Genomic DNA, 17,305 nt, shown 5'->3' with positions numbered 1-17,305 from the left:
ATCGAATGATGTTGCGTGGAACGATAGCAGCTTCCGCGGTGGCAGTCCTGTTGGCGGCAGGAGCGGCAATGGCGGACAGCGGGCCGCATCATAGGGATGCGCGCGGAGCCGGCATCGGCGGCGAACACGACATGATGGCGATGATGATGCGCATGCACGGCATGATGGGCGCCGATGGCGCAATGCCGGGCATGAGGATGACGGGCATGCCTGGCGGCATGGGCATGATGGGTCCCGGCGGCCCCATGGTGGGCGGCATGACAGCGTTTCCCGGCATGGGCATGATGGCGGATCTCGATGCGGATGGCGACGGTGTGGTGACGCCCGAAGAGGCGCAGTCCGGGCTCGGAAGCCTCCTGTCGGACTACGATGCGGACGGCGATGGCACACTCTCCATCGCCGAGTTCGAGACGCTGCACAGCGCCCTTATCCGCGCGACGATGGTCGACCGGTTCCAGCATCTCGACGCGGACGGCGACGGCCGGATCACCGCAGAAGAGATGCAGGCACCTGCCGCGCAGATGCAACGCATGCAAGCCCTGCGAGAGCGGATGATGAACGCCGGTGGATATGCTCCGGGCCAGATGATGCCCGGCCAGGGACGCATGATGGAGGAAGGAGGCCCGCGCATGCAGGGCAACTGACAGTCTCGTCACGCGTTGTCGAGAATGAGGGCCGGAGCGAACCTCCGGCCCATACCCATTGAAGAAGAAGGAGGCACCCCGAGATGCCCTACACTCATGATCGCCTGCTCGCCGACACCAGCCTCGAGGAAGCGGAGCGGCGCGTGCGCGAGGCGCTGACGACCGAAGGCTTCGGCGTCCTGACCGAGATCGACGTGAAGGCCACGATGAAGAAGAAGATCGACGCCGATATGGATGGGTATCTGATCCTCGGCGCCTGCAACCCGCGAATGGCCTGGGAGGCCATCGGCCTCGAACCGCGGATCGGCGCGATGCTGCCGTGCAACGTCATCCTTCGCAGCGTCGATGGCGGCACCGAGGTGAGCGCCATCGACCCCGTCGCCTCGATGGCGGCTGTGGAAAACCCAAACCTGCACGCGGTCGCCGGTCAGGTCCGCAACATGCTCGTGCGCGCGATGGATGCGGCCTGAGGGAGACAACGATGACAATGGCACACCATCGGCGCGTCTTCGTTCTTGGGTTGGCGGCAGCGCCCGCCACCCTCATCACGTCTCCCCTGACCGCACAGGCCCGGACAATCTGGTCGGTGGACGAGGCCTACGACGCCCTTCTCGCAGACAATGCGCGTGTGATCGATGTGAGGTCGCGCGAGGAATGGCTGGAAACCGGCGTCGGGGCCGGGGTCTGGCCGATCAGCATGCACGAGGACCGTTTTCCGGATCGTCTGTTTGCGGCGAAGGCGCTGGCCGGACCCCGAAACGTCGGCCTGATCTGCGCGACCGGGGGGCGTTCGGCGTCCCTGCTCCGTGCGCTCCGGCAGGCTCGCTACGAAGGCTACGTGGACATCTCCGAGGGAATGCTGGGATCTCGCCGGGGCCCCGGCTGGCTTGCTGCCGGTCTGCCCTTGGTTGCGCTGGACGCAGCGCTTGCCTCGATGCCGGAGGAGCTTGCCTGACGTGTCCGACGAGAGCGCCTCAAAGAGGAATGACTCCTTGTCTCTCGGGAAAACTGCCGCCCTTGTCGTCGGCGCCGTCCTTGGGCTGGGCCTCGTCGGCTGGGCCGCCGGATGGTGGTCGTTCGACCTGGGCCGGGCGACGGTCGAGACGTGGGTCGCACGCGCCGGACCTTTGGGGCCGCTCGCGGTAGTCTTTCTCATGACTGTCGCGGTCGTTGCCAGCCCCATTCCAAGCGCGCCTGTCGCGCTGGCCTCGGGGGCCGCTTATGGCCATTACGCCGGCACCCTATATGTCGCCCTCGGATCCGAGATCGGTGCGGTTGCGGCCTTCCTCATCGCTCGCGGGCTCGGACGCAGACCGGTCGAGCGCCTTCTCGGCGAAAAGGCCGACTACGGTCTGCTGGGCTCGCAGAACGCGCTGACGCTTACCGTTTTCTTGAGCCGTCTGCTGCCCTTCGTCTCGTTCGACGCGATGAGCTATGCCGCTGGTCTCAGTCGGCTCCACTTCTGGCGCTTCGCCCTCGCCACGATGGCTGGCATCCTGCCCGCGAGTTTCCTGCTCGCGCATTTCGGCAGCGCAGCGATGGAGGGCACCTTCGGCAGCGCGGAATGGATCGCCCTTGGACTGGGCCTCATGACGGGCCTTCCCCTCCTGCTGGTTGCGCTTCGGCGTGGTGCCGCTTCGACGAAGGACAGACCCAGGAAGGCCATTGCGGAGGCCGGTCGATCATGAGTTCCGATTACCGGCAGAACAGCCTCAACCTGCCCGACGCCGTGGCGATGGGAACGGGCGTGATGATCGGCGCCGGCATCCTTGCCCTGACCGGGCAGATTGCCGAACTAGCGGGCCCGATGTTCCCATTGGCGTTCGTCGCGGGCGCCGTCGTGACCGCATTCAGCGCCTACACCTACATCAAGATGTCGAATGCCTGGCCGTCCGCGGGCGGCATCGGGATGATCCTCAGGAAGGCCTATGGGCCGACAACGGTTGCCGCTGGCGCGGCACTCCTGATGGCCCTTTCGATGGTCATCAACGAAAGCCTCGTCGCACGGACTTTCGCCACCTACCTGATGCGCGGGCTGGGAATGGAGCCGGGCGGCTGGCTTGTTCCGACGATTGGCGTCGGCCTCATCGTCTGCGCCTACCTTGTGAATGCCTCCGGCAACAGATCGGTCGGCTTCCTGTCGCAGGTCATGGCGATCCTCAAGGTCGGAGGGATCGCGCTCTTTGGCATCGCGGCGCTTTGGGCGGGTGGCATCTCGTTCGAGGCGACAGGCGGCGGGGAAACGGGCGCCGCCGGTTTCGTCGCATCGCTCGCCCTCACGATCCTCGCCTTCAAGGGCTTCACGACGATCACGAATTCCGGCGCCGAGATCACGGACCCGCACCGCAACGTCGGCCGCGCCATCGTCATCTCCATCGCGATCTGCGTGGTGGTCTATCTGCTCGTGGCCTTCGCCGTGGGTTCGAGCCTGCCGCTCGACCGGATCATCGCCGCGAAAGACTACGCGCTCGCCGAAGCGGCGGAGCCGGCGCTCGGCCGGATCGGATTCTACCTGACGGTGGCGCTGGCGCTCGTCGCGACGGCCTCGGGCGTGATCGCAAGCATTTTCGCGGTGTCCCGCATGCTCGCCATGCTGACCGACATGAGGATGATCCCGCATAGTCATTTCGGGATGCCGGGCACGATCCGGGATCATACTCTTGTCTACACGGTCGTGATCGCCGGCGTTCTCACGGTCTTTTTCGATCTCAGTCGCATCGCGTCCCTCGGAGCTTTCTTCTACCTCGTGATGGACATGCTGATCCATTGGGGCGTCTGGCGTCACCTGAGGGAAGAGATCGGCGCGCAAGGGTGGATCCTCCTCACCGCCGTCGGTCTTGACGCCGTCGTGCTCGGAGCCTTCACCGTGAGCAAATGGCAAAGCGACCCAAAGATCGTTCTGATCGCGCTGGCCGCCATGGCCGTCGTCTTTGCGTTCGAGCATGTCTTCCTGAAACTCAACCCGCCCATGGACGGCGCGCATGACCACGGGCCAGCAGGCACCATTGAAACAGAGAAATCATCCCCTTGACCTTCCAGCCGTTGGAAGCCCCACATTGAGGTGCGAAAGGGAAATCCCGATGTCCGAACACGCCCATCATCATTACGACGCTCCGCCGTCTGGCGCGAAGACCGCGACGGATCCCGTCTGCGGCATGCAAGTCGAAATGCGCCAGGACGCCCGATCGCGCGAGTATGGCGGCGAAACCTTCTGGTTCTGTTCCGAAGGCTGCCAGACGAAATTCGATGCCGATCCCTATTTCTACGCGTCGGGGAACGCGGAGACGACCGATCGGAAAACCCAACCCGGCACACAGTGGACTTGCCCCATGCATCCCGAGATCGTCCGCGACGAACCGGGGAGTTGCCCAATCTGCGGCATGGCGCTCGAACCGATGCTGCCCTCGGACGAACCCAGCGAAGAACTCGCGGACTTCACCCGACGTATGTGGATCAGTGCTGCGGCAGCGGTGCCGCTGGTCGTGATCACCATGGGCGAGCTTGCAGGCCTCGACGTGCGGGGCTGGATGGGCCACCAGCCGTCCATCTACGCCGAGTTCGTGCTTGCGACCCCGGTCATACTGTGGGCAGCCCTACCTTTCTTTCGGCGGGGCCTCGACTCCTTCCGAAACCTCTCTCCCAACATGTGGACGCTGATCTCTCTCGGCGTCGGCGCGGCATATGTCTATTCGCTCGCGGCTACCTTCACACCCGGTCTCTTTCCCGAGGAATACCGGATGGGGCACGGCGTCGGGACGTATTACGAGGCGGCCGTCGTCATCGTCGCACTCGTCTTCGTGGGTCAGGTTCTGGAGCTTCGAGCCCGGGAACGCACCGGTGACGCGATCCGTGCGCTTCTCGACCTCGCACCAAAGACCGCGCGGCGTATCCTCGAGGACGGGTCGGAGTACGACGCGCCGCTCGAGAATATTGTCGAGGGAGACCTCCTGCGCGTCCGGCCGGGCGACAGCGTCCCGGTGGACGGCGACGTGGTGGAGGGCCGATCCTCCATCGACGAAAGCATGATCACCGGCGAGCCGGTTCCCGTCGAGAAGACCGAAGGCGACCGGGTGACCGGAGGAACCATCAACAAGAACGGAACGCTGGCGATCCGGGCGACACAGGTCGGCGCCGACACGGTGCTTGCCCAGATCGTCGAGATGGTCGCCGGCGCGCGGCGCTCCCGCGCTCCGATCCAGGGGCTGGCGGACCGGGTATCGTCGATCTTCGCCCCGACGGTCGTTGCGATAGCGATCGCGGCATTCTTCGCCTGGCTTGCGTTCGGTCCCGAACCGGCGCTGGCCTTCGCCATCGCCTCTGCCGTCTCCGTCCTGATCATCGCCTGTCCCTGCGCCCTCGGGCTCGCAACACCGATCTCGATCACCACGGCTGCGGGGCGCGGCGCACAGGCGGGCGTGCTGATCAAGGACGCGGAGGCGCTGGAACGGATGGCGCGTGTGGACACGGTGATCGTGGACAAGACCGGCACGCTGACCGAAGGCAGGCCGAAGCTCACGGATGTCGTGGCGCTCGAAGGTCACGACGAGATCGAGGTGCTGTCGCTCGCCGCGGCGCTCGAGCGTGGGTCCGAGCATCCGCTCGCCGAAGCCATCGTCGAAGGCGCTCGAGATCGCGGCGCGGAGATCGGTCGTTCGGGCGACTTCGACGCCGTGACCGGCAAGGGTGTGCGTGGCACGGTCGGGGAGCGGCCGGTCGCGCTTGGCAACAGTGTCATGATGATCGACCTCGACATCGCGACTGACGGCGCGGAAGAGGCCGCCGACGGACTGCGAACCGAAGGCAAGACGGCGATGTTCGTGGCCGTCGATGGCGAACTGGCGGGGATCGTCGCCGTGGCCGACCCGATCAAGGAAACCACGGAAAGCGCGATCCGCGACCTTCACGCCCTGGGGCTGACCGTGATCATGGCCACCGGGGACAACCAGCGCACTGCCGAAGCCGTCGCGCGCAAGCTGGGGATCGACGAGGTGCGCGCCGGTGTTCTTCCCGAAGACAAGAAGTCGCTTGTCGAGGAGCTAAGGGCCAAGGGTGCCCGGATCGCCATGGCGGGCGACGGGGTGAACGACGCCCCGGCGCTTGCGGCGGCTGATGTCGGCATCGCCATGAGCACGGGCGCCGATGTCGCCGTTGAAAGCGCCGGGATCACCCTGATGCGCGGCGATCTCGTGGGGCTCGTGCGCGCGCGCAAACTCGCGACAGGCACCCTGCGTAACATCAAGCAGAACCTGTTCTTCGCCTTCGCCTACAACGCGGCCGGCGTGCCCATCGCGGCGGGGATCCTCTATCCGTTCGTCGGCTTGCTGCTTTCGCCGATGATTGCGGCAGCGGCAATGAGCCTGTCGTCGGTCTCGGTCATCTCGAACGCGCTGCGGCTGCGGCGTCTCGAACTCTGAGAGTTGCGACTTGCCCGTCCGGCTCTTGCCGCCAATTCGGGAAACCGGAAACCGGGAGCACCGCCCGGTCCGCGCAAGGGGACAAAACAGCCTTCGGCTGTCCGCCAGCAGGCCGCCCCCAAAGACTCGAAATGAAATGAAGCTTCACGTCCCGAACATGAGCTGTGGCCATTGCACAGCCGCGATCGACAAGGCGCTGAAGGCGAGCGATCGGGATGCCGCGGTCGATACCGACCGGTCATCGAAGACCGTGGCGATCGGTTCTGCCAAGGACCCCGCTTAAATACAGGCTGCCATGAAAGAGGCCGGTTATCCCGCCGTACCGGCCTGACGCAGTTGATGTGAAGGCTCGGGCAAACGGAAACTCAGACCATCGTCGCGAGCGGCATGCTTCGGGTCAGCAACCTGGAGATGATCGCGAGTGTCATCATGCGCCGAACACCGTCAGCGCCATCGCATTCCACCTTGGCGGTCTATTCGACGAGCCGAAGCCGAAAGAGCCCTTGGATCGACATGGGCTGCCTACTCGGTGGGAGGGAGACGGGTGTCGGCCACGATGTACAGAGAGGTCACGAACGCACGCAAAAACCTATCGCCGCGACAGGCCGGGTCAGCAGCTTATCGGGCCGGCGGAAGTGTTGAACATGAGCCGCTAGATGACGAGCGGATCGGTCGGGATCAAGTAGGTGCAGACCCACCGTCCCCGCCGTCCGGCTCGCGTTTCTTGTTGAAAACGGCGCCGTATTGCCGCGCACACGCGCCCGTTTTCAGCGAAACACCACGATCCCACGCAAGCATCTGTTTTTACGCTCTTTTCCAAAGGCCGCCACCAGAAATGGTCATTTGCAGCGTGCCGGAATGGACACTATCTCCGTGTCTCTACACAAGAGCCTGTCGCGCGCGGCTTAGCCGCATTTCGAATAGCCGCAACTGGCGCAGGTCAGGCAGCCTTCGACCATGCGCATGTCGTACTGGCCGCAATGCGGGCAGGCCGGTCCTGGGCGTTGGCCGAGATTGACCACCTCGGCCTGCGGGTCGGATTTCAGGCCCATCCCCTCCCCCTCGATGAACCCGATGGAGATCAGGTGCCGCTCGATCACGCCGCCTATGGCCGCAAGGATCGAGGGCACGTATTTGCCCTGCATCCACGCGCCGCCGCGCGGGTCGAAGACGGCCTTCAACTCCTCGACGACGAAGCTGACGTCGCCGCCGCGCCGGAACACCGCCGAGATCATACGCGTCAGCGCAACGGTCCAGGCGTAATGCTCCATGTTCTTGGAGTTGATGAACACCTCGAAGGGGCGGCGATGCCCGCTCAGCACGATATCGTTGATCGTGATATAAAGCGCGTGCTCGCTGTCGGGCCATTTCAGCTTGTAGGTGTGCCCCTCAAGGCTTTGCGGCCGGTCGAGCGGTTCGGACATGTAGACGATCTCGCCCGAGGCGGCTTCGACCGCGCGCGCGCCCTCGTCCTTGCTGTCGGTTTCGGACACGCTCAGCACGCTTCCCGTCACGTCGTTGGGGCGGTAGGTGGTGCAACCCTTGCAGCCGGTCTCGTAGGCTTCGAGGTAGACGTCCTTGAAGCTCTGGAAATCGATATCGGCGGGGACGTTGATCGTCTTGGAAATCGAGCTGTCGATCCAGGGCTGGGCCGCGGCCTGCATGCGGACATGCTCCAGCGGGGCGAGATCCTGCGCGGTGACGAAATGATCCGGCAGGGGTGCGTCGCCCTTCAGGTCGCGCCACAGAGCGACGGCGTAATCGACGACCTCTTCCTCGGTGCGGGTGCCGTCGGGTTGCAGCACCTTTCGCGTGTAGGAATTGGCGAAGATCGGTTCGATCCCGCTGGAGACATTGCCCGCGAACAGGCTGATCGTGCCCGTGGGCGCGATCGAGGTCAGAAGCGCGTTGCGCAGCCCGTGCTCGGCGATCAGCGCCTGCACCTCCGGGTCGAGCCGCGTGACCATCGGGGCCTTGGCATAGGCCTCCGCCTCGTAGAGCGGGAAAGTGCCCTTTTCCTTCGCCAGCAGGGCCGAGGCGCGGTAGCTGGCATTGGCGATGGCCTGCATCCAGCGGCCGGTTTGCGCCGCGCCCTCTTCCGATCCGTAGCGCAAACCAACCATGGCCAGCGCATCGGCAAGGCCGGTCACGCCAAGCCCGATCCGGCGTTTCGCCTGCGCCTCCTGCGCCTGAGCCTCCAGCGGGAAGCGCGAGGCATCGACCACGTTGTCCATCATGCGGATGGCGGTGGCCACAAGGTCATCCAGCGCGGCATCGGGGATCTCGGCCCCCGCCTCGAACGGGCGGTCCACCAGCCGCGCGAGGTTGACGGACCCCAGAAGGCAGGCGCCATAGGGCGGCAAGGGTTGCTCGCCGCACGGGTTCGTCGCCGCGATCTCCTCGGCATAGGACAGGTTGTTCTCGGCATTGATGCGGTCGATGAAGATCACGCCCGGTTCGGCGTAGTCATAGGTCGCGCGCATGATCCGGTTCCACAGGTCGCGGGCCTGCACGGTGTGATAGACCTTGCCGTCGAATTGCAATTCCCACGAGCCGTCGGCCTTCACCGCCTCCATGAACGGGTCGGTGACCAGCACGGACATGTTGAACATGCGCAGGCGGGCGGGGTCGGACTTGGCCGCGATGAACTCCTCGATATCGGGGTGGTCGCAGCGCATCGTCGCCATCATCGCCCCGCGCCGGCTGCCTGCCGACATGATGGTGCGGCACATCGCGTCCCAGACATCCATGAACGAGAGCGGCCCCGAGGCATCGGCGGCCACGCCCGTCACCGGCGCGCCCTTGGGCCGAATGGTCGAGAAATCGTAGCCGATCCCCCCGCCCTGCTGCATGGTCAGCGCGGCTTCTTTCAGCGCGTCGAAGATACCCGACATGGAATCGGGGATGGTGCCCATGACGAAGCAGTTGAACAGCGTCACCGACCGCCCCGTGCCCGCGCCCGCCACGATCCGGCCTGCCGGCAGGTACTTGAAGTCCTCCAGCGCGTCGTAAAAGGCCCCCTCGCACCCGGCGGGCTGATCCTCGACGCTGGCCAGCGCCCGCGCGATGCGGCGCCACGTATCCTCGACCGTCTGGTCGACGGGCGCGCCATCGGCGGATTTCATGCGGTATTTCATGTCCCAGATCTGCTCGGCGATCGGGGCGGCAAAGCGAGTCATGACAACATCCTGATGCATCGGGGGTCGGGCACCGCAAGATAGATGCACTGCCCCTACCGGTCAACGACCGGCGCGGATCTTAGGGGCGGATCGGAACAGTTCCCCCGACGGGCAGCACGATCGTCGGCATGTCAGCCGCCTGCGCCGCGGTGACGAAACGGTCGACGACCGGGCCGTGCGACACCCGGATCACCGGGAACATGCCCCAATGGATCGGCATCGCCCGGCGCGCGCGCAGCCGGGTGGCGATGGTGACGGCATCCTCGGGGCTGGCATGCATGTGCCCGAAGACCGAGGCCGGATCCCCCGAGGCGATGGGCACCATGGCAAGGTCGAAGGGGCCCAGTCGTGCCCCGATCTCGTTGAAGACCGGGCCAAGCCCCGTGTCCCCCGCCGCAAGCACCGCGCGCCCACCCCCGCGCAAGGCGTAGCCAAGCGCGAGGGACCGCGGCCCCACACCCGCGAAGACGGGCGAGCTTCCGTGGTGAACGACAGGCAGGGCGGTGACGTGCAGGGCGCCGATGCGCAGGTCCTGCCACGGATCGACCCGCGCGACCGACGCGAAGGGCAGCGCCGCGCGCAGGGCGGCATCGCGCGGCAGGATCAGCCGCGCCTCGGGAAAGCGGGCGGCCAGCATCGCCAAACTAGAGATGTCGAAATGGTCGCGGTGATCGTGGGTGATCAGCACTGCATCCAGCCGATCCAGGCCCGACAGATCCGCCGGGGCACCGACCCGCCGCAGCAGCGCGATCCAGCCCTCGTCGGACGTGTCCAGAACCGGGTCGATCAGGATGGACTGCCCGGCTTGCCGCACCAGAAGGCTCGCATGGCCGAGCCATGTGACCGTGCCGTCGCGCCATGCCATCGGCGAAACCTCGACCGCGGCAGGCCTCTGCGCGGGGCCGGGTGGGGCAAGACTGCTGCGCGCCGCGCTGACGACAAGGGCCGTTTCGCGGAACGGCGACAGGAGGCGCGGTGCGTCCTCGGGCGTGGTCCCCGGCGTGACCAGACCGCAGCCCGCGACGGCCAGCAAAAGAAGGCAAGCCAATCGCAGCCGGATGCGCGAAACGCAAAGTGACATGTCTTGGCCGCCCCACCCGGCCCGGCACCTTCCCCTTTTCCCGTGCTTACCGGACACCAGCCGGGTCGCGGCGGCAACACACCGGATTGTCGCGCCCAGGACCGCCCCGCCCCTTTTCCCGTCGCTGCGGGCGCGCTAGGTATTGGGTCAGGAGGCTGCCGTGACCGTTCATCTTGTGAAACTCTGCGTTGGCGCCGAGCGCGTCGAGGATTTGACCGCATGGCAGGCCACCGCCCGCGCCAAGGGACCGGACGGGCTGCCGCGCCATGTCACGCGCATGTGGCCCAAGCGCGCCGAGGAGGTTCTGGACGGCGGGTCGCTCTATTGGGTGTTCAAGGGGCTGATCCTGTGCCGCCAACCGATCCTGCGGCTCGACCCGGTGGATCGTGGCGACGGAATCTCGCGCTGCGGCATCGTTCTGGACCCGGCGACGGTTCGCGTGGCCTCGACCCCGAAACGCCCGTTCCAGGGCTGGCGCTACCTGCGCCCCGAAGATGCGCCGCGCGACCTGCCCCCGGGCCGCGATCAGGAAGAGGCCCTGCCGCCCGAATTGGAAAACGCCCTGGCCGAGATCGGTGTCCTCTGAACGGGAATGACCGGCCCCGAGAGGCCGGCCACGTGATTGCGTTGCGCTTGCGCGGTCAGATCAGAAGGACTGGACCAGCGCCGCAATAGCCGAGCGATAGTCGCCGCGGGCCGTACCCGTGTTGGTATTGAGCGGCTGCGAGGAGCCACCACCCAGCGGGATCGTGACGCCGAGCGCGAAGCGGTCGATCTCGGGGTCGATGCCGAGGCCGCCCAGATCCACCGTCGTGCGCGAGTATTCCGCGTTCAGCACCACGGGAACCGAACCCATGCCGGACAGGTCGTAAGACATGCCAAGCGTCATGCCGGTCGCGTCGAAGTCACCCAGAGGACCCAGATCAATATCCAGCAGGCCAACCGATCCGTAGACGGCTAGGCCGTTGCCGAACCCGTAATCCGCGCCGATCGAATAGGCGGTCAGGGCAAGGTCGGCACCGCCCGCGTCGATATCGGTCCGCAGGATCGAGCCGAACACGTCGAAGTCGGGGTTGATGTCATAGGACGCGGCGATGCCGTAATCCATGATGTCGATGCCCCCGCCAGGGATTTCCGGCTCGCCGTCCGACGTGCCGATGAAGGCTTCGACCCAAATCGGGCCGTCTTCGTAGCCACCGAAAAGACCGTAGCTTTCGGTATCCACGCCGATGTTGATCGGGCCAAAAATATCACCGATGGAAAGATCCAGATCGCCCATTCGGTAGTAGACACCGGCATAGGCGCCGTTGCCGAACTGGTACACCGGTTCGATCGCGAGGCTCATCAGGTCAATGTCGATATCCGTGCCGGCCACGTCGACGGTATTCGCCGAAAGGCCGAAGTCGAGGCCCACGGAGAAGGCGTCGGTCAGGCCGATATCGGTGTCGAGCTCGAGCGTCATGCCGGAGAGGTCGAAGTCGCCGATAGGGTCGAGATCGACATTCGACATCGAGAACCCGAGCGACACGGTACCGTCAAAAGTGACTGCGGATTGAGCGGTCGCGACTGCGGGCATAAAAACCACCGCAGCGCCCGCGAGGAGCAGACGTTTCATTTTACAAATCCCTTCAGGCTGCGCCGGCGAATTGCACGGCGGCCACCTCGTGGTAGCGCGCAAAATCTACCGCACAAACCGTGCGAGGTTTAGGTAGGGGAATCCACCTGCCAAAATATGTGGCATATTTAATACACGAAAAACGGCAAGAAATGATCCGTCTACATCCTTAGTCAAGGCCGAGCCGCGAAAAAAACTCCGACAGGGCCTGCCGCTCGTGGGCTTTCCACTCTGCCCCGCGCGCCCGGAACAGGGTCGCTTCGGAGCGGTGGATCAGCCCATCTTCGAGAATTTTCAGGTTGTTGGCGCGCAAGGTCTCTCCGGTCGAGGTGATGTCGGCGATCGCCTCGGCCGTTCCATGGGCCACCGTGCCCTCGGTCGCGCCCTGGCTGTCGACCAGCCGGTAATCGGCCACGCCCGCTTCGCGCAGGAAATCGCGGACCAGCCGGTGATACTTGGTGGCGATGCGCAGACGATACCCGTGCCGCTGGCGGAACTGCGCCGCGACCGCATCCAGATCGTCGAGGGTCGAGACATCGACCCAGCAGGTCGGCACCGCCACGATCAGGTCGGCATGGCCGAAGCCCATTTCCGCAACGACTTCGACCGCCTGCTCCCAGGCCGGGATGCGTTCCTGCACGAGGTCGCTGCCGGTCACGCCCAGATGGATGCGCCCCGAGGCCAGTTCGCGCGGAATCTCGCCCGCCGACAGAAGCCGCAGGTCGATATCCGCGCCCGCGACCTCGGCGGCGTATTCGCGCTCGGACCCGGTGCGGCGCATCTCGATCCCGCGCTCGGCGAACCAGGCAAAGGTCTTGTCCATCAGCCGCCCCTTCGAGGGGACACCCAGCCGGATGCTCATGCCGCGCCCTCCCCGGTTTTCAACTGGTGCACCAGTTCGGGGCGGATCACGCCGCCCACCGCCGGGATCGCGCGGCCATCGCCCAGGATCGCGGTCAGCGCATCGTAGCGCCCACCCGTGGCGACGGGGGGCAGATCGGGACGGCCATCGGCGAGGAAGCCAAAGACGAAGCCGTCGTAATATTCCATCGTGGTGCGCCCGTAGCTGGCCTCGAACGGCAGGCTGGCCGGGTCCAGCCCCGCGCCTGCCAGCGCCTCGTTCCGCGCGGCGAAGCGTTCGACGGCCTGGGTAAGGCCGGGCAGGTCCACGGTCATGTCCCACAAACGGTCGCAGGCCTGCGGAAGCGGCGCGCGCAGGCTGAGGATCTCGGACAGGACCTCGGCCTCGGCGGTGCCGATGGGGGGCGTGTCAGCATCGGCGAGCAGGCGTTCGACCCGTTCGGCGATTTCCGGCGTCCCGCGCAGCCCGACGGCGGGGCCGGCCCCGGCGATTACCGCCTCGACACCGTGCTTGCGCACGGCCTTCAGCAGCGCCGCGCGCCCGGCGGGCGGATCGGCCCGACCGGTGTACCGGTCGAGCAGCGCGCGGAACCGGCGCGGGCGCCAGACATGACGGCGCAACGCGGCCTTGCGCGGTTCGGTGGTGGAAAGCGTTTCGATCGCGGCCAGCAGGATGCCGATATCCCCGGTCACGGCGCGCAGGCCAAGGCCGTCGAGCGCCTTGGAGAACAGGGCGAAGACCTCGGCATCGGCGCGTGCCGGGTCCGTCCGGTCGAACAACTCGTACCCCAATTGCAGGTATTCCGTGGGGCGGCCCGACCCGGCGGGCTGCTTGCGAAACACCTCGCCCAGGTAGGTGTAGCGCGCGGGCTCGGCCCCGTTTTCCATGTGGCTTTGCACCACCGGAACGGTGAAATCCGGGCGCAGCATCATCTCGCCCCGGTCGGGGTCGTCGGTGGTGTAGGCGCGCGCGCGGATATCCTCGCCATAGAGGTCGAGAAGCGTGTCCGCCGACAGCATCAGCGGCGCCTCGACGGGCACCGCGCCCGCCTCGGAAAAGACCGAGGCCAGCGCCTCGGCCTCGGCGCGAATGGCGGCCTTGTCCCTCACCCGTGACGCTCCATCATGGCGCGGACTTCTTGCACAAGATCGGCGCGGGAAACCTCGGTCTGGGCGGGCTGGCTTTTCCATTCCTCCAGCGTGGCGTCCTGCGCCAGCTTCGCGCCGAGGATCAGGTCCTTGAGCTGCACCACGCCGCGGTCCTTCTCGTCCGAGCCCTGGATCACGGCGACGGGGCTTTCGCGTTTGTCGGCGTATTTCAACTGGTTGCCGAAATTCTTGGGGTTGCCCAGATAGACCTCGGCCCGGATGCCCGCCGCGCGCAAGTCGCTGGCCATCGCCTGGTAGTCGGCCATGCGGTCGCGATCCATCACGGTCACGATGACCGGCCCCTGCCGGGTGCCGTGGATGCGGCCCTTGGCGCGCAGCGCGGCCAGCAGACGGTCGACCCCGATGGAGACGCCGGTTGCCGGCACCTCCTGCCCCGTGAAGCGTTTGACGAGGTCGTCATAACGCCCGCCGCCCGCCACGCTGCCGAACTGGCGCGGGCGGCCTTTTTCGTCGGTGATTTCAAAGGTCAACTCGGCCTCGTAGACCGGGCCGGTATAGTAGCCGAGGCCGCGCACGACGGAGGGGTCGATGACGATGCGGTCAGGGCCATAGCCTTGGGCGGCGAGAAGATCGGCGATTTGCCGAAGCTCGTTGACGCCTTCAGTGCCCTCTACGGAACCAGCTACTGCCAATTCTAAGTTGCGTAAGGTCACCGCGCTGACCAAGGAAGACGTGCCGAAACCGTCATCGCCATTTTCGCGTTCAAAATCTAATACTTGGCCGACAGAAGAAACCACGTTCACCCGATCATCGTCTTCCGCAATTGCTTTAAAGCGCCCCGCGATATCGTCGCTCGCAGTGGCGCGAGCATTAAGAAATTGGAAGATCGCTTCGACTTGTTCAGCTCTCAGCCCTGCGCCCTTGGTGAAGTCGCCCGACTCGTCCATCCGGCCTTCACCCAGCAACAACCGCACGCCGTCTGGGCCGAACTTGTCGAGCTTGTCGATGGCGCGCAGGACGATGCCGCGCTCGTGCTCCTTGTCATCACCGGACAGGCCCGCGACCTCGAGCACACCGTTCAGAACCTTGCGGTTATTGACGCGCACGATGTAGTCGCCGCGCGGGATGCCGACGGCCTCGAGCGTGTCGGCGAGCATGGCGCAGATCTCGGCATCCGCGGCCACGCTGGCCGCGCCGACCGTATCCGCATCGCATTGATAAAACTGCCGAAACCGGCCCGGCCCTGGCTTTTCATTGCGCCAGACGGGGCCCATCGTGTAGCGGCGATAGGGGTTCGGCAGGTCGTTGCGGAACTGCGCCGCGACGCGGGCCAAGGGCGCGGTCATGTCATAGCGCAGGGCCAGCCAGGTGCCGTCATCCGAGCCCCCGTCTTCCTGGAACGCGAAGACGCCCGCGTTGGGGCGGTCCACGTCGGGCAGGAACTTGCCCAGGGCTTCGACCGTCTCGACCGCGCTGGTCTCCAACGGGTCGAATCCATAGCGGTCATAGACCTCGGCGATCTGGCGCAGCATCTCCTGCCGCTCGGTCACCTCGGCGCCGAAATAGTCGCGGAAGCCCTTGGGCGTTTCCGCCTTGGGGCGGGGCTGTTTCTTTTGCTTGGCCATGCTGGATCGCGGAGGTTTTTCAGGGTCGCGCCCCCTCTATCCGAGGGGCGGCGGATGGGCAAGGCGAGTGCGGCGGCCAGGCCGCGACAGTGCGCGAAACGATGCAAAATCGCCGTGCACAGGGCGTACACATCCCGTACACACCCCGTGCATACGCAAGGGTGGCGCAACGGCAGGAGGTTGGGCGATGGCGGAGACGGACAAGCTGGAAGAAGCGCTGGCGCATCTGACCCGCGTGGTCGACGAGTTGTCCGAGGTGGTGGCGCGGCAGGATGCCGAGATCACCCGGCTGTCCCGGCGGGTCGGCATGCTGATGGAGCGTGAGGCCGAGCGGGAGTTGGACCAGGGCGGCACCGTGCCGCTGGCCGACCAGAAGCCGCCGCATTGGTGAGCGGCCGATTTGGGGGCTCTGCCCCCAAGCCCCCGGCATTTTCAGGGGATAAAGATGGGCAGGGCCGCGCGCGTTAACCTTAACGGGCGTCAGGCGGCGGCCATGGCCGGTCTGCGCGGGCGGGAGCGGATCAGGATGCCCAGCATGATCGCGACGTTGAGCGCGTTGAAAGCGATGCCGTTGAGAAACGCCCAGCGATAGCTGCCGGTCAGATCGTAGATCCAGCCCGACATCCAGCCGCCCAGCGCCATGCCCAGGATCGTCGCCATGATGACGAAGCCGACCCGAGCGCCGGCCTCTTTCGGGGGGAGGTATTCGCGCACGATCAGCGCGTAGGAGGGCACGATGCCGCCCTGCGCCAGGCCGAAGACGAGGCTGACGATGTAGAGCGGCATCAGGCCGGTCGTCGGCAGGTAGAGGAAGAGCGCCAGCATTTGCAGGGTCGATCCGATCAGCAGGGTCAGCACCCCGCCGAGCCTGTCCGCGAGAAGGCCCGACACCAGCCGCGAGCCGACCCCGCCCAGAAGCATCAGGCTGAGCATCTCCGCGCCCACGGCGGGGCCGTAGCCGAGATCGACGCAATAGGCGACGATATGGACCTGCGGCATGGACATGGCCACGCAGCAGCCGATCCCCGCCGCCGCCAGCGCCCAGGTCAGCATGCGCGGCGAGAGGCCGCTGGTGCGGGCGCGAAGGGCCGCGGCCGTCTCCGAGGCGCGCATGGCCTCCTCGGGGAGCGGTTTGCGCAAGGCCCATGTCATCGGCAGCATGACCGCCAGCGCGGTGGCCGCGATGACCAGATAGGCCGCGCGCCAGCCCGGTCCGGCCAGGATATCGGCCAGGATCAGCGGCCAGAACGCGCCGGACAGGTAGTTGCCGCTGGCGATGATGGCGACGGCGATGCCGCGCCGTTTCAGGAACCATTGGCTGACATCGGCGATCAGCGGGCCAAAGCTGGCCGCCGTGGCGAAACCGATCACCGCCTGCACCGCGCTGAGGGTCCACAGGTTCGGGGCGAGCGCCGCCGCGCCGAAACTGCCCGCGATCATCAGCGCCGAGACGGCGAGCGCACGCGAGACGCCCCAGCGGTCCACCCAGCCGCCGATCAGGAAATTGCCCAGCGCAAAGCCCAGCATGGTCAGGGTGTAGGGGATCGAGGCATCCGCGCGGTCCAGCCCGAATTCGGCCTGCACCGCCGGCAGGATCACGATGATCGCCCACATCCCCACATTGCCGATCAGCGACAGGGCGAGGCTGAGGGCAAGGCGGGTCCAGGAGGTGCGGCTGTCGAGGGTCTGGCTCATGGCGGCGACGGTAGGGCGTCGCCCCGTGAATGGGAAGCGCGGTGAGCGGGTGTCGCTGCCTGCCTGATTTTCCCCGCCACG

At 66.1% G+C, this 17,305-nt stretch carries 16 protein-coding genes; 9 read left to right on the top strand and 7 right to left on the bottom strand.

Annotated elements, in window-relative coordinates; translation table 11 throughout:
- Positions 1-68 precede the first annotated feature (68 nt).
- The 7 genes from ABD923_RS00920 to ABD923_RS00890 all read left to right on the top strand — a co-directional run bounded on the left by ABD923_RS00920 (position 69) and on the right by ABD923_RS00890 (position 6,341).
- Entirely contained in the window at positions 69-644 is a 576-nt protein-coding gene (locus tag ABD923_RS00920; RefSeq protein ID WP_259547199.1) for an EF-hand domain-containing protein, read from the top strand.
- Between the two features lie 83 nt (positions 645-727).
- Positions 728-1,114 (top strand): DUF302 domain-containing protein, encoded by a 387-nt coding sequence (locus ABD923_RS00915; RefSeq protein ID WP_259547200.1) that lies wholly within the window; start codon positions 728-730, stop codon positions 1,112-1,114.
- 11 nt (positions 1,115-1,125) lie between these two features.
- On the top strand, positions 1,126-1,599 hold the full coding sequence (locus tag ABD923_RS00910; RefSeq protein ID WP_259547201.1) for a rhodanese-like domain-containing protein: 474 nt from the start codon (positions 1,126-1,128) through the stop codon (positions 1,597-1,599).
- Positions 1,600-1,636: 37 nt separating this feature from the next.
- A complete protein-coding gene (locus ABD923_RS00905; RefSeq protein ID WP_425584014.1) occupies positions 1,637-2,332 on the top strand; it encodes a TVP38/TMEM64 family protein in 696 nt (231 codons plus the stop codon).
- Complete coding sequence (locus tag ABD923_RS00900) at positions 2,329-3,675, top strand: APC family permease (protein ID WP_259547202.1); 1,347 nt, start codon at positions 2,329-2,331, stop codon at positions 3,673-3,675. Before ABD923_RS00905 ends, ABD923_RS00900 begins: the two co-directional genes overlap by 4 nt.
- Positions 3,676-3,724: 49 nt before the next feature.
- Positions 3,725-6,058 (top strand): heavy metal translocating P-type ATPase, encoded by a 2,334-nt coding sequence (locus ABD923_RS00895; RefSeq protein ID WP_259547203.1) that lies wholly within the window; start codon positions 3,725-3,727, stop codon positions 6,056-6,058.
- Positions 6,059-6,194: 136 nt separating this feature from the next.
- Positions 6,195-6,341, top strand: coding sequence for a heavy-metal-associated domain-containing protein (locus ABD923_RS00890; RefSeq protein ID WP_259547204.1), 147 nt, complete (start codon positions 6,195-6,197; stop codon positions 6,339-6,341).
- Positions 6,342-6,963: 622 nt separating this feature from the next.
- Here ABD923_RS00890 and ABD923_RS00885 read toward each other — a convergent pair.
- Both ABD923_RS00885 and ABD923_RS00880 read right to left on the bottom strand, forming a co-directional pair.
- Positions 6,964-9,237, bottom strand: a complete 2,274-nt coding sequence (locus ABD923_RS00885) for an adenosylcobalamin-dependent ribonucleoside-diphosphate reductase (protein WP_259547205.1) — start codon at positions 9,235-9,237, stop codon at positions 6,964-6,966.
- Between the two features lie 79 nt (positions 9,238-9,316).
- On the bottom strand, positions 9,317-10,318 hold the full coding sequence (locus ABD923_RS00880) for an MBL fold metallo-hydrolase (protein WP_259547206.1): 1,002 nt from the start codon (positions 10,316-10,318) through the stop codon (positions 9,317-9,319).
- Between the two features lie 160 nt (positions 10,319-10,478).
- On the opposite strand from ABD923_RS00880, the gene ABD923_RS00875 reads away from it, so the two are divergent.
- Positions 10,479-10,904, top strand: coding sequence for a DUF1489 family protein (locus ABD923_RS00875; RefSeq protein WP_259547207.1), 426 nt, complete (start codon positions 10,479-10,481; stop codon positions 10,902-10,904).
- 60 nt (positions 10,905-10,964) lie between these two features.
- Here the strand turns inward: ABD923_RS00875 and ABD923_RS00870 are convergent, their stop codons facing one another.
- The 4 genes from ABD923_RS00870 to hisS all read right to left on the bottom strand — a co-directional run bounded on the left by ABD923_RS00870 (position 10,965) and on the right by hisS (position 15,529).
- Positions 10,965-11,933, bottom strand: coding sequence for a porin (locus ABD923_RS00870; protein WP_259547208.1), 969 nt, complete (start codon positions 11,931-11,933; stop codon positions 10,965-10,967).
- Between the two features lie 169 nt (positions 11,934-12,102).
- The gene (hisG, locus tag ABD923_RS00865; protein ID WP_259547209.1) at positions 12,103-12,795 is read right to left on the bottom strand and encodes an ATP phosphoribosyltransferase; all 693 of its coding nucleotides are present in this window, start codon (positions 12,793-12,795) and stop codon (positions 12,103-12,105) included.
- On the bottom strand, positions 12,792-13,904 hold the full coding sequence (locus ABD923_RS00860) for an ATP phosphoribosyltransferase regulatory subunit (protein WP_259547210.1): 1,113 nt from the start codon (positions 13,902-13,904) through the stop codon (positions 12,792-12,794). The genes hisG and ABD923_RS00860 overlap by 4 nt, the downstream gene beginning before the upstream one ends.
- The gene (gene hisS / locus ABD923_RS00855; RefSeq protein WP_259547211.1) at positions 13,901-15,529 is read right to left on the bottom strand and encodes a histidine--tRNA ligase; all 1,629 of its coding nucleotides are present in this window, start codon (positions 15,527-15,529) and stop codon (positions 13,901-13,903) included. Before hisS ends, ABD923_RS00860 begins: the two co-directional genes overlap by 4 nt.
- A gap of 187 nt (positions 15,530-15,716) precedes the next feature.
- On the opposite strand from hisS, the gene ABD923_RS00850 reads away from it, so the two are divergent.
- Positions 15,717-15,920, top strand: a complete 204-nt coding sequence (locus ABD923_RS00850; protein ID WP_259547212.1) for a SlyX family protein — start codon at positions 15,717-15,719, stop codon at positions 15,918-15,920.
- 89 nt (positions 15,921-16,009) lie between these two features.
- Here ABD923_RS00850 and ABD923_RS00845 read toward each other — a convergent pair whose 3' ends face one another.
- Positions 16,010-17,224 (bottom strand): MFS transporter, encoded by a 1,215-nt coding sequence (locus ABD923_RS00845; protein WP_259547214.1) that lies wholly within the window; start codon positions 17,222-17,224, stop codon positions 16,010-16,012.
- Positions 17,225-17,305: the final 81 nt, after the last annotated feature.

The sequence above is a fragment of the [Roseibacterium] beibuensis genome, assembly GCF_039542305.1.
Taxonomy (GTDB): domain Bacteria; phylum Pseudomonadota; class Alphaproteobacteria; order Rhodobacterales; family Rhodobacteraceae; genus Roseibacterium; species Roseibacterium beibuensis.
This window is presented reverse-complemented; position numbering and strand designations above follow the sequence as displayed.

What these genes read in the sequence shown, in the direction of transcription:
- ABD923_RS00920 (WP_259547199.1), top strand. Translation starts at nt 69, where the DNA reads ATGGCGGACAGCGGGCCGCATCATAGGGATGCGCGCGGAGCCGGCATC.
- ABD923_RS00915 (WP_259547200.1), top strand. Translation starts at nt 728, where the DNA reads ATGCCCTACACTCATGATCGCCTGCTCGCCGACACCAGCCTCGAGGAA.
- ABD923_RS00910 (WP_259547201.1), top strand. Translation starts at nt 1,126, where the DNA reads ATGACAATGGCACACCATCGGCGCGTCTTCGTTCTTGGGTTGGCGGCA.
- ABD923_RS00900 (WP_259547202.1), top strand. Translation starts at nt 2,329, where the DNA reads ATGAGTTCCGATTACCGGCAGAACAGCCTCAACCTGCCCGACGCCGTG.
- ABD923_RS00895 (WP_259547203.1), top strand. Translation starts at nt 3,725, where the DNA reads ATGTCCGAACACGCCCATCATCATTACGACGCTCCGCCGTCTGGCGCG.
- ABD923_RS00890 (WP_259547204.1), top strand. Translation starts at nt 6,195, where the DNA reads ATGAAGCTTCACGTCCCGAACATGAGCTGTGGCCATTGCACAGCCGCG.
- ABD923_RS00885 (WP_259547205.1), bottom strand. Translation starts at nt 9,237, where the DNA reads ATGACTCGCTTTGCCGCCCCGATCGCCGAGCAGATCTGGGACATGAAA.
- ABD923_RS00880 (WP_259547206.1), bottom strand. Translation starts at nt 10,318, where the DNA reads ATGTCACTTTGCGTTTCGCGCATCCGGCTGCGATTGGCTTGCCTTCTT.
- ABD923_RS00870 (WP_259547208.1), bottom strand. Translation starts at nt 11,933, where the DNA reads ATGAAACGTCTGCTCCTCGCGGGCGCTGCGGTGGTTTTTATGCCCGCA.
- hisG (WP_259547209.1), bottom strand. Translation starts at nt 12,795, where the DNA reads ATGAGCATCCGGCTGGGTGTCCCCTCGAAGGGGCGGCTGATGGACAAG.
- hisS (WP_259547211.1), bottom strand. Translation starts at nt 15,529, where the DNA reads ATGGCCAAGCAAAAGAAACAGCCCCGCCCCAAGGCGGAAACGCCCAAG.
- ABD923_RS00850 (WP_259547212.1), top strand. Translation starts at nt 15,717, where the DNA reads ATGGCGGAGACGGACAAGCTGGAAGAAGCGCTGGCGCATCTGACCCGC.
- ABD923_RS00845 (WP_259547214.1), bottom strand. Translation starts at nt 17,224, where the DNA reads ATGAGCCAGACCCTCGACAGCCGCACCTCCTGGACCCGCCTTGCCCTC.